At 68.9% G+C, this 10,797-nt stretch carries 11 protein-coding genes; all 11 read right to left on the bottom strand.

Annotated elements, in window-relative coordinates; genetic code table 11:
- Positions 1 to 88: 88 nt before the first annotated feature.
- The 11 genes from recA to ACFC3F_RS13300 all read right to left on the bottom strand — a co-directional run bounded on the left by recA (position 89) and on the right by ACFC3F_RS13300 (position 10,787).
- On the bottom strand, positions 89 to 1,141 hold the full coding sequence (gene recA, locus ACFC3F_RS13350) for a recombinase RecA (protein WP_376130570.1): 1,053 nt from the start codon (positions 1,139 to 1,141) through the stop codon (positions 89 to 91).
- Positions 1,142 to 1,382: 241 nt separating this feature from the next.
- Positions 1,383 to 1,589 (bottom strand): DUF3046 domain-containing protein, encoded by a 207-nt coding sequence (locus ACFC3F_RS13345; protein WP_376130567.1) that lies wholly within the window; start codon positions 1,587 to 1,589, stop codon positions 1,383 to 1,385.
- Between the two features lie 39 nt (positions 1,590 to 1,628).
- Positions 1,629 to 1,937, bottom strand: a complete 309-nt coding sequence (locus ACFC3F_RS13340; RefSeq protein WP_376130564.1) for a helix-turn-helix domain-containing protein — start codon at positions 1,935 to 1,937, stop codon at positions 1,629 to 1,631.
- Between the two features lie 136 nt (positions 1,938 to 2,073).
- Positions 2,074 to 2,541, bottom strand: a complete 468-nt coding sequence (locus ACFC3F_RS13335; RefSeq protein WP_376130561.1) for a CinA family protein — start codon at positions 2,539 to 2,541, stop codon at positions 2,074 to 2,076.
- Complete coding sequence (pgsA, locus tag ACFC3F_RS13330; protein WP_376130558.1) at positions 2,538 to 3,104, bottom strand: CDP-diacylglycerol--glycerol-3-phosphate 3-phosphatidyltransferase; 567 nt, start codon at positions 3,102 to 3,104, stop codon at positions 2,538 to 2,540. Before pgsA ends, ACFC3F_RS13335 begins: the two co-directional genes overlap by 4 nt.
- Before the next feature lie 29 nt (positions 3,105 to 3,133).
- Positions 3,134 to 5,806 (bottom strand): DNA translocase FtsK 4TM domain-containing protein, encoded by a 2,673-nt coding sequence (locus ACFC3F_RS13325; protein WP_376130556.1) that lies wholly within the window; start codon positions 5,804 to 5,806, stop codon positions 3,134 to 3,136.
- A 106-nt stretch (positions 5,807 to 5,912) separates the two neighbouring features.
- Positions 5,913 to 7,589, bottom strand: a complete 1,677-nt coding sequence (locus ACFC3F_RS13320) for a ribonuclease J (RefSeq protein WP_376130553.1) — start codon at positions 7,587 to 7,589, stop codon at positions 5,913 to 5,915.
- Between the two features lie 94 nt (positions 7,590 to 7,683).
- The gene (gene dapA, locus ACFC3F_RS13315; protein ID WP_376130550.1) at positions 7,684 to 8,661 is read right to left on the bottom strand and encodes a 4-hydroxy-tetrahydrodipicolinate synthase; all 978 of its coding nucleotides are present in this window, start codon (positions 8,659 to 8,661) and stop codon (positions 7,684 to 7,686) included.
- 48 nt (positions 8,662 to 8,709) lie between these two features.
- The gene (locus ACFC3F_RS13310) at positions 8,710 to 9,471 is read right to left on the bottom strand and encodes an SDR family NAD(P)-dependent oxidoreductase (protein ID WP_376130547.1); all 762 of its coding nucleotides are present in this window, start codon (positions 9,469 to 9,471) and stop codon (positions 8,710 to 8,712) included.
- Between the two features lie 9 nt (positions 9,472 to 9,480).
- Entirely contained in the window at positions 9,481 to 9,981 is a 501-nt protein-coding gene (locus ACFC3F_RS13305) for a dihydrofolate reductase (RefSeq protein WP_376130544.1), read from the bottom strand.
- Entirely contained in the window at positions 9,978 to 10,787 is an 810-nt protein-coding gene (locus ACFC3F_RS13300) for a thymidylate synthase (RefSeq protein ID WP_376130541.1), read from the bottom strand. The genes ACFC3F_RS13305 and ACFC3F_RS13300 overlap by 4 nt, the downstream gene beginning before the upstream one ends.
- Positions 10,788 to 10,797: the final 10 nt, after the last annotated feature.

Below are 10,797 nucleotides of genomic sequence, written 5' to 3'. Positions count from 1 at the left end.
CGAGCGCATCCCGCTCGCCCCCGTCACTCATCGCTCAGCCTGGTTGTCGACCGACGTCGAGGCATGGTTGCCGAGCTGCGCCGAGGCATCAGGCCGGTCGCCGCGCGGCCAGTTCGTCAGCGGCCGCCGCATCGACGGATTTGGGCTGGCCGATGCCGAGCTTCGCCTTGATCTTCGATTCGATGTCGGCTGCCATGTCGGGGTTCTTGAGAAGGAAGTTGCGGGCGTTCTCTTTGCCCTGCCCCAGCTGCTCGCCGTCGTAGGTGTACCAGGCGCCGGACTTCTTGACGATGGCGTGCTCGACACCGAAGTCGATGAGGCTTCCTTCGCGCGAGATTCCGACGCCATAGAGGATGTCGAACTCCGCCTGCTTGAACGGCGGGGCCATCTTGTTCTTGACGACCTTGACGCGCGTGCGGTTTCCGACCGCATCGGTGCCGTCTTTCAGGGTCTCGATCCGGCGGATGTCGAGACGCACCGACGCGTAGAACTTGAGCGCCTTGCCGCCCGCGGTCGTCTCGGGCGAACCGAAGAAGACACCGATCTTCTCGCGCAGCTGGTTGATGAAGATCATCGTCGTGTTGGTCTGGTTGAGACCACCCGTCAGCTTGCGCAGGGCCTGCGACATGAGGCGCGCCTGCAGACCGACGTGCGAGTCGCCCATGTCGCCCTCGATCTCGGCCTTCGGCACGAGGGCGGCCACCGAGTCGATCACGACGAGGTCGATCGCACCGGATCGCACGAGCATGTCGGCGATCTCGAGCGCCTGCTCGCCCGTGTCGGGCTGCGACACGAGGAGGGCATCGATGTCGACGCCGAGCTTCTGCGCGTAATCGGGGTCGAGCGCATGCTCGGCATCGATGAACGCGGCGATTCCGCCCGCGCGCTGCGCGTTGGCGATCGCGTGCAGGGTGAGCGTCGTCTTTCCCGACGACTCCGGGCCGTAGATCTCGATGATGCGCCCACGGGGCAGACCGCCGATACCGAGCGCGACATCGAGCGCGATGGAGCCGGTCGAGACGACCTCGACGGGCGCGCGCTCGTCGCTGCCCAGGCGCATGACCGAGCCCTTCCCGAACTGTCGGTCGATCTGGGCGAGGGCCGATTCGAGGGCCTTCTCGCGGTCAGCGGGTGATGGCATGGCGTGCTCCTTGTGCTCTGTCCGTCTCCGGAGGTCCGTCGCCTGTAGGCTGCCGCGCCCCGAACCGGGAGGCTCGAGAACTGCGGCAAGGCGTGTGGTGTCGTTCGACGTGTTCCACGGTAGGCAGGGGCTCCGACATCGGCCGGGGCTCTCGGCGTTCCGTGGAAGACACGCCCTCGACACCCGCTGTGGAGGAGCCTACGTCGACATCGAACGAATCTTCGACGACACGCCGGTGCGCTCAGTGGCGCTTCGGCTCCAGCCGCCCCACGCCATGGCGCCGTTCGAGGGGAACGTCCATCTCGGCGCACAAGGCGAGCCAGATGTCCTTCGGCGGCACGCCGGCCGCGAGCGCATCAGTGCCGGTGCGCCCGCCCACTCCGCCGAGCGACAGGTCGGAGAGCAGCGACTCACCGCGCGCGCCGAACTCGTCGGCGACGGCGCGCAAGAACTCACTGCGTCGCACGAGCGCGGTCGATCCCGCGCGTCAGCGCAGCGAGAGCTCGGGGCCGACCTCGGCGACGAGATCGTCGGGAACGACGTCGGGGAAGCCGTGCAGTCCCTCGAGGACTGAGATGCGATCGCCGACCTCGCGCATGATGGTCGAGATGGGCACGTCCAGTGCCTCGGCGACCGAGGCGAGGATCTCGCTCGATGCTTCCTTCTGGCCTCGCTCGACCTCGCTGAGGTAGCCGAGCGCAACGCTCGCGCGACCGGCAACCTGACGGAGGGTGCGGCCCTTCTGCTGGCGGAAGTCACGCAGGACTTCGCCGATCTCTTGGCGAACCAGGATCATTTTCAGGCCCCCTCCCTTTCGCATTCCGTCCGATGTCCGGGTGGACAACGGTACAACATCGGCTGTTTCCAATCTAATCCCGCGGGCTGTGGAATGGGTGGGAATCGCCGTACAACGAAGAGCCTCGACGAGGCGGTCACAGCTCCTGCAGACAGGTCGCGAGCGCCTTGCGGACGGCTGCGGCGCGGATCTCCGCGCGGTCACCGGGCACGTGCGTCCGCACCGCCGTGCTGCCGGCCGGCGTGACGACCGAGATGCACACCGTGCCGACCGGCTGGCCGTCCTGCGGCTCGGGGCCGGCGACACCCGTGGTCGCGACGCCGACATCCGCGTCCAGCAGACGACGCGCCCCCTCGGCCATCTGCTGGGCGACGGCCGGATCCACGGCGCCGCGCGATGCCAGGAGGTCGCCGTCGACACCGAGCACATCCCGCTTGACGTCGGTCGCGTACGCGACGACGCCGCCGCGCATCGACGCCGACGCTCCCGGAACGTCGATCAGCGCCGACGCGACCAGCCCGCCCGTCAGCGACTCCGCCACGGCGATCGTCCAGCCGCGGGCGGCGAGCCGTCGCAGGATCGCAGGCGCAGCGGCATCCGTCATCGCCGTCGCGCGCGTGCGCCGCGCACTTCGGACACGATGTAGTCGATCCCGCTCGCGATCGTCAGCGCGACCGCGATCGCCATCGTGACGCCGTTGACCCAGAAGATCCACTCCCCCACGAGCGTCCACAGCGGCAGCAGCGCGAGCGAGAGCGCCACGGCTTGAGCGACCGTCTTCAGCTTGCCCATCCAGGCGGCCGCGAGCACGTGGTCGCTGACGACGGCGAAGCGATAGACCGTGATCCCGACCTCGCGCACGAGCACGACGATCGTGATCCACCACGGAAGCTCACCGAGGATCGACAGCCCGACGAACGCCAGTCCCGTGAGCACTTTGTCGGCGATGGGGTCGAGCAGCTTGCCGAGATCCGTGACGATGTCGTGCTTGCGTGCGAGATACCCGTCGATCCCGTCGGTCGCGATCGCGACGATGAACAGCGCGGCAGCCCACCACCGGAGTGCGCCGTCGGCGCCCCCGTCGGCCAGCAGCATCCACAGGAAGACCGGAGCGCACAGGATCCGCACGATCGTGATCGCGTTGGGCAGTTGCCTCGGGATCGCCATGCGCCGAGCCTACCGGCCGCGCCGCGAGGTCAATCGCGCCCCGTGAGTCCCCACGCGTCTTCGGAGCCCTCGTCACTCTCGACGACCTCGTAGCCGTCGAACTGGGTCTCTGCCGCGTCGGGCCCGTAGGGATCGGATGCCGCCGGTTCGGGCACGTCGTCACCGCGAAGCCGTGCGAGCACGCCCGGCAGCTGCTCGTTCGTGACGAGCACGTCGCGGGCCTTGGACCCCTCGGAGGGGCCGACGATCTCGCGCGATTCGAGCAGATCCATGAGTCGCCCGGCCTTCGCGAAGCCGACCCGCAGCTTGCGCTGCAGCATCGAGGTCGAGCCGAACTGCGTCGAGACGATGAGCTCGGCCGCCGCCAGGAGCAGCTCGAGGTCGTCGCCGATGTCGGCATCGATCTCTTTCTTCTCGACGACGGCCGCGACATCGGAGCGGTACTCGGGTCGCGCCTGGTTCGTGACGTGCTTGACGACCTTCTCGATCTCGGCTTCGCTCACCCACGCGCCCTGCACACGCAGAGCCTTCGACGTGCCCATCGGCAGGAAGAGCCCGTCACCCTGCCCGATGAGCCGATCGGCACCGGGCTGGTCGAGGATGACGCGCGAATCCGTGACGCTCGTGACGGCGAAGGCGAGACGGGAGGGGACGTTCGCCTTGATGAGCCCCGTCACGACGTCGACCGAAGGCCGTTGCGTCGCGAGGACCAGGTGGATGCCGCTCGCTCGGGCGAGCTGCGTGATGCGGACGATCGAGTCCTCGACGTCGCGGGGAGCCACCATCATGAGGTCTGCGAGCTCGTCGACGACGACGAGCAGGTACGGGTACGGCTTGAGCACGCGCTCGCTGCCCGCGGGCAGCTGGATCTCGTCGGCGACGACCGCCTTGTTGAAGTCGTCGATGTGGCGGAAGCCGAACGACGCGAGGTCGTCGTAGCGCATGTCCATCTCTTTCACGACCCACTGCAGCGCCTCTGCGGCCTTCTTGGGGTTCGTGATGATCGGGGTGATGAGATGCGGTACGCCGGCGTACGAGGTCAGCTCGACCCGCTTCGGGTCGATCAGCACCATGCGCACGTCGGTCGGCTTGGCGCACATGAGCAGACTCGTGATCATCGAGTTCACGAAGCTCGACTTGCCCGACCCGGTCGAGCCCGCGACCAGCAGGTGGGGCATCTTCGCGAGGTTCGCCACGACGTAACCGCCGCCGACGTCCTTTCCGACGCCGATCGTCATGGGGTGCGTCGATCGCACGGCGTTCTGCGAGCGCAGGACGTCGCCGAGCGTCACGATCTCGCGGTCGGCGTTGGGGATCTCGACGCCGATCGCGCTCTTGCCGGGGATCGGCGCGAGGATGCGCACCTCGTTCGAGGCGACCGCGTAGGCGATGTTGTTCGTGAGCGCTGTGATGCGCTCGACCTTGACGCCGGGACCGACCTCGATCTCGTACTGCGTGACCGTCGGCCCGCGGGAGAAACCCGTGACCTTGGCGTCGACGGAGAACTGCTCGAAGACGTTCGTGATGGCACGCACGACGGTGTCGTTGGCCTCGGACCGCGCCTTGTGCGGCGTTCCCGCCGCCAGCGCATCGACCGAGGGCAGCCGGTAGTCGGCCGAGGACTGCGGGCCGTCCGTGCCCACGCCGTCGAGTCCCGGCAGCATGCCGTCGTCGGCCTGGTCGTGCGTGTCGTCGTCGCGCAGGCCCGTGCCCGAGCGCTTCGCAGCCTTCGCCGCCGACAGCACGGCAGGGTCGATGACCTCGGTGAGGGCGTCGGTCGTCGGCACCGGCGGCGGCGGCGAGGGCGGTGCGATGGCCTGCTCGAACCCGCCCTGGGGCGATCCGACCGGCAGCAGCTCGGTGAGATCCTGCGACCCGAGGCCGTCTTCGGGGTCTTTCTCGCGACCGGTCTTGTTGCGACGCCACCACGGCAGTGCCGAATCTTCCCCGTCGCCCTCGGGGGTCTCGGTGAACTCGACGGTGGACTTGGGGGCACGCGGTTCGGCGCCGAACATCCAGGCGTAGAGCTCGCCCAGGCGGTGGCCGATCCGGTTCGGCGGCGTCTTGGTGATGATCAGGATGCTCAGCACGGCCAGCAGCGACAGCACGATGTACGCGCCGACGTCGGTCAGCAGCATCGCGACGGGCTCGCCGATCATCCAGCCGAACAGGCCTCCCGCTTCGCTGAGAGCGGGCAGTCCGGAGTTCGGCTGCGGGCGGCCTCCCGCGACGTGGCAGAAGCCCGCGACGGTCCATACGAGCAGGCCGAAGCCGATGCCGATGCGGCCGTTGTCATGGACGGAAGACGGATGCCGGAAGAGCCAGCCGGCGAGCACGAGAAGCAGGACGGGCAGCACGAACGCCTCGCGGCCGAGCAGTCCGCCCACGCTGTAGGCGCTGATCGTCGCGGCGACGTCGCTGCCGATGAAGAACCACTCGTTGACGGCACCGGCGACGGCGAGCAGCACGAGCAGGAACGGGAAGCCGTCGCGGCGCTGGTCCTTCTCGAGCGTCTCGGGGCCGAACGTGCGGAACAGCCCGCCCGTCGCGTGAGCGACGGCGAGCCAGGCGCGGACGAATCCGGACGGTCGTTCGTCGTCGCCGACGTATCGCTTGGGCGCCGGCTCGGGTTTGCGGGCGCGCGACGACGATCCGCGTGCGGGCGCACGACCATTCTTGGTCGGGCTTGAGCTCCTGGCCATTCCCCCACGGTACGCGCCGCCTCGGACAATTCCGGGAGCGACGCGACCCTTCGGGACGGTCGGGGAGCCGCGAATCAGTCGACGACGCGCTGGGCGCGCGGCATCCTCACGCCTCGATGACGAGCGGAACGATCATCGGTCGGCGGCGCAGCGACTGGTTCACCCAGCGCCCGATCGTGCGGCGCACGACCTGCGCGAGCGCGTGCTGATCGCGCACGCCCGACTGCGCCGCCTCGGCGAGCGCTGCCGCGATCTTGGGCTTGACGCTGTCGAACACGGCGTCGTCCTCGGCGAAGCCGCGGGCGTGGATGTCGGGTCCCGAGATGACCTTGCCCGTCGTGGCGTCGACGACGACGATGACCGAGATGAAGCCCTCTTCGCCCAGGATGCGGCGGTCCTTGAGGTCGGCGTCGGTGATCTCGCCGACGCTCGAGCCGTCGACGTAGACGAAGCCGAGATCGAGCTGGCCGACGACCTCGACGTCACCGTCGCGCAGATCCATCACGGTGCCGTTCTCGGCGATGATCGTGCGCTCGGGGGCGATCCCCGTCTCCTGCGCCAGGCGGGCGTTGGCCATGAGGTGGCGGTACTCGCCGTGCACGGGCAGGACGTTGCGGGGCTTGAGGATGTTGTAGCAGTACAGCAGCTCGCCGGCGGCGGCGTGACCGGACACGTGCACTTTGGCATTGCCCTTGTGCACGACGTTGGCGCCGAGCTTGGTCAGCCCGTCGATGACGCGGTAGATCGCGTTCTCGTTTCCCGGAATGAGGCTCGAGGCGAGGATGACGGTGTCGCCCTCGCCCGGCTCGATCTCGTGATCGAGGTTCGCCATGCGGCTGAGCACGGCCATCGGCTCGCCCTGCGACCCCGTCGACATGTACACGATCTCGTTGTCGGGCAGGTGGCGCGCCTTCTTGTAGTCGATCAGCACGCCCTCGGGCACCTTGAGGTAGCCGAGGTCTTCGGCGATCGTCATGTTGCGCACCATGCTGCGACCCAGAAGTGCCACGCGGCGACCGTGCGCCGCCGCGGCATCCAGAACCTGCTGCACACGGTGGATGTGGCTGGAGAAGCTCGCGACGACGACGCGTCGCGGGGCACGGCCGATGACCTGATCGAGGACCGGTCCGATCTCACGCTCGAGCGGAGTGAAGCCCGGCACATCGGCGTTCGTCGAGTCGACGAGGAACAGGTCGATGCCCTCTTCGCCGAGCCGCGAGAAGGCCCGCAGGTCGGTCAGCCGGCCATCGAGCGGCAGCTGGTCCATCTTGAAGTCGCCGGTCGCCAGCGCCATCCCCGCGGGGGTGCGGATCGCGACGGCGAGAGCGTCGGGGATCGAGTGGTTCACCGCGACGAACTCGAGGTCGAACGGTCCGAGCTGCTCGCGCTCGCCCTCTTTCACCGTGAGGGTGAAGGGCTTGATCCGGTGCTCTTTGAGCTTCGCCTCGGTGAGGGCGAGCGTGAGCCCCGATCCGATCAGGGGGATGTCGCGCTTGAGGCGCAGCAGGTACGGCACGGCGCCGATGTGGTCCTCGTGACCGTGCGTGAGCACGACCCCCACGACGTCGTCGAGTCGATCCTTGATCGGCTCGAAGTCGGGCAGGATCAGGTCGACGCCCGGCTGGTGCTCTTCGGGGAACAGCACTCCGCAGTCGACGATGAGGAGCTTGCCCTCGTATTCGAAGACCGTCATGTTGCGGCCCACCTCGCCGAGGCCGCCGATCGGCGTGATCCGCAGGGTCCCCTTCTCGAGAGCGGGCGGGTCGAACGGACTGTTGGGCATGGTGTGCCTCCTCGGTTGTCGACGACCTCTTCAGGCCGACGAGCCGGATGCCGCGGCATCCGGGAATGTGTCTGTCACCGCCGTCGCGGCGGAATCATCTGGTCGTTCCGGACACCTTCGGCAGCGCGCCGCCGGCGGCGGCGTTGCGGTCGGGGCGGAAGTTCGAGAAGTCGGTGCCGGGCACATCGGACACGAGCGCGAGCTCGTCTTCGATCTTGGCGGCCTCCCACTCCTCGGGCCCCACGAGCGGGAGCCGGACGCGCGGACTCGAGATGCGACCGAGCCCGTGCAGGATGTACTTCGCCGCGACGGTGCCCGGCACGTGCGTCATGACGGCGCGCACGAGCGGCTCGAGCTGCTTGTGCGCCGCCGTCGCCTTGTGCAGGTCCCCCGCGTTGACGGCGTCGATGATGACGCGGTACGGTGCTGCCGCGACGTTGGCCGTCACGCCGATGAGGCCCGCCGCACCGATCGCCAGGTGCGGCAGCACGTTGGCGTCGTCGCCCGAGAAGTACATCAGGTCGGTCTGGTTGAGCACGCGGCTCACCTCGCTGAAGTCGCCCTTGGCGTCTTTGATCGCGAGGATGTTGGGGTGCTTGGCCAGGCGCAGGATGGTCTCGTACTTGATCGGAACCCCCGTGCGCCCGGGGATGTCGTAGAGGATGACCGGCAGATCGGTCGCGTCCGCGACGAGGCGGAAGTGCGTCAGGATGCCCGCCTGCGTGGGCTTGTTGTAGTACGGCGTGACGATCATGATGCCGTCGGCGCCCGCGCGCTCGCTCGCCTTGTACAGCTCGATCGCATGGGCGGTCTCGTTCGAGCCGCCGCCCGTGATGATCTTGGCGCGGCCGGCGGAGACGTCCTTGCCGACCTCGACGAGGCGGATCTTCTCGACGTCGGTGAGGGTCGAGGTCTCGCCCGTCGTGCCGGTGACGACGATGCCGTCGGCGCCGGCGGTGATGACGTCGTCGATGTGCTTCTCGACGGCGGGCCAGTCGACTTCGCCGTCGGCCGTCATGGGGGTGACGAGCGCGACGAGCACCTGACCGAAGGGATTGCCGGAGTGCGTCATGCATTCAGGCTAGCGGGAGCACGAGCCGCCCGGCGACGCACTGCCCGGTCAGCGCCCCGTGCTGCCGGCCCTGGCGGCGAGCGGTGCCGGCACGAACCGCGTCAGCGCGACGAGCAGCTTGTACTTCAGCGAAGGCACCGACACGGCCTTGCTGCGCGCCGCGTCGCGCAGCGAGGCCGCGACGACCTGCCGCGCATCGAGCCACATCCAGCCCGGCACGCCCTCCCGCCCCGGCGGCAGGCCCGCGCGCTCGTGGAAGTTCGTGTGGGTGAACCCGGGGCAGACCGCCGTCACGGTCACACCGCGAGGCGCGTAGACGCCGTTCGCCCAGCGGCTGAAGCTCACGACCCAGCCCTTCACCGCACCGTACGTCGAACGCGGGATGAACGCCGCGACCGACGCGATGTTGATGATGCGCCCGCTCCCCCGCGCCAGCATCGGCCCCAGTGCCGCGTGCATCAGCCGCATCGGCACCTCGACGTGCAGCTCCAGGTGCCGGGCCTCGTCGTCGATGTGGTTGCGCTCGAAGGCGAGCGGCAGGCCGTATCCCGCGTTGTTGACGAGCAGCTGGACGGGCCTGGTCGCATCGAGCAGCCGCGCCTCGACCTTCTCGCGCTGGCGAGGCTCGAGCAGGTCTGCGACGAGCACTTCCACCGCGACGCCGTTGACGCGCCGCTGTTCGGCCGCGAGCGCCTCGAGCGCGTCGCGGTCCCGTGCGACGAGCACGAGGTCCGCACCGCGGGCGGCCAGCTGACGCGCGTATTCGGCGCCGAGACCCGAGCTCGCTCCGGTGATGAGGGCGATCGTCATGCCGACAGCCTACGAGCGCGGCTCCAGCTTCAGGAAGCGGAACCGGATGCCGGTGCGCGAGGTGCGCCATCCCTCGGCCGGCTCGACGTCGACGACCCGCCACCCCTCGCGGTCCGGCGCGAACGTGTCGCCGTCGACCTCGAGGTCGAGCTCGGTGACCTCGAGCAGATCCGCCCGCGCGATGGCTTCGCGAAAGAGCGCTCCCCCGCCGATCACCCACGCGCGTTCCGGCCCCGCGAGCGCGAGGGCCTCGTCGAGGGATGCCGCCCGCTCAGCGCCGTCGGCCCGCCACTGCCCGTTGCGGGTCACGACGATGTTGCGACGACCCGGCAGCGGCCGGAACCGGTCGGGAAAGGACTCCCACGTGCGCCGGCCCATGACGACGGGCGATCCCATCGTGACCGCCTTGAAATGCGCGAGGTCCTCGGGCACGTGCCACGGCATGCCGCCGTCGGCGCCGATCACGCGGTCGGCCGCCTCGGCCCAGACGAGCCCGACGCGCGCGGTCATACCGCCACCGCGGCGCGGATGGCCGGGTGGTGCCGGTAGTCCTCGACGGCGAAGTCCTCGTACGTGTAGTCGAAGATCGACTCCGGTGTGCGCGTGAGGCGCAGTGCCGGAAGCGGGTACGGGTCGCGGCTGAGCTGCTCGCGCACCTGCTCGAGGTGGTTGTCGTAGATGTGGCAGTCACCGCCCGTCCACACGAAATCTCCGGGTTCGAGCCCCGTCTGCTGGGCGATCATGATCGTCAGCAGCGCGTACGACGCGATGTTGAACGGCACCCCCAGGAACATGTCGGCGCTGCGCTGGTAGAGCTGGCACGACAGCTTGCCGTCGGCGACGTAGAACTGGAAGAGCGCGTGGCACGGTGCGAGCGCCATCTCCGGGATGTCGGCCGGATTCCACGCCGACACGATGAGGCGCCGCGAGTCCGGGTCAGCGCCGATCTGCTCGATGACCTCCGAGATCTGGTCGATCTGACCGCCGTCGGGCGTCGGCCACGACCGCCACTGCACACCGTAGACGGGGCCGAGTTCGCCCGCGGCATCCGCCCATTCGTCCCAGATGGTGACGCCGTTGCTCTGCAACCACCCGACGTTCGACTCGCCGCGCAGGAACCACAGCAACTCGTAGGCGATCGACTTGAAGTGCACGCGCTTGGTCGTGATGAGCGGGAAGCCCTGCGAGAGGTCGTAGCGCAGCTGACGCCCGAAGACGCTCGTCGTGCCCGTGCCCGTCCGGTCGTCCTTGTGGGTCCCGTGGTCGAGCACGTCGCGGAGCAGGTCTTCGTAGGGGGTGGGGATCGCCGTCGTCACGGCTGCCACG

Origin of the sequence: Microbacterium sp. NPDC055910 (genome assembly GCF_042271185.1) — a bacterium.
Classification (GTDB): Bacteria; Actinomycetota; Actinomycetes; order Actinomycetales; family Microbacteriaceae; genus Microbacterium.
The sequence above is the reverse complement of the archived record's forward strand: the minus strand, read 5'-3'. Positions and strand labels throughout refer to the sequence as shown.

Bases quoted from the DNA above. Each gene is read 5' to 3' on its own strand.
- recA (WP_376130570.1), bottom strand. From the start codon at position 1,141: ATGCCATCACCCGCTGACCGCGAGAAGGCCCTCGAATCGGCCCTCGCC.
- ACFC3F_RS13340 (WP_376130564.1), bottom strand. From the start codon at position 1,937: ATGATCCTGGTTCGCCAAGAGATCGGCGAAGTCCTGCGTGACTTCCGC.
- ACFC3F_RS13335 (WP_376130561.1), bottom strand. From the start codon at position 2,541: ATGACGGATGCCGCTGCGCCTGCGATCCTGCGACGGCTCGCCGCCCGC.
- pgsA (WP_376130558.1), bottom strand. From the start codon at position 3,104: ATGGCGATCCCGAGGCAACTGCCCAACGCGATCACGATCGTGCGGATC.
- ACFC3F_RS13325 (WP_376130556.1), bottom strand. From the start codon at position 5,806: ATGGCCAGGAGCTCAAGCCCGACCAAGAATGGTCGTGCGCCCGCACGC.
- ACFC3F_RS13320 (WP_376130553.1), bottom strand. From the start codon at position 7,589: ATGCCCAACAGTCCGTTCGACCCGCCCGCTCTCGAGAAGGGGACCCTG.
- dapA (WP_376130550.1), bottom strand. From the start codon at position 8,661: ATGACGCACTCCGGCAATCCCTTCGGTCAGGTGCTCGTCGCGCTCGTC.
- ACFC3F_RS13310 (WP_376130547.1), bottom strand. From the start codon at position 9,471: ATGACGATCGCCCTCATCACCGGAGCGAGCTCGGGTCTCGGCGCCGAA.
- ACFC3F_RS13305 (WP_376130544.1), bottom strand. From the start codon at position 9,981: ATGACCGCGCGCGTCGGGCTCGTCTGGGCCGAGGCGGCCGACCGCGTG.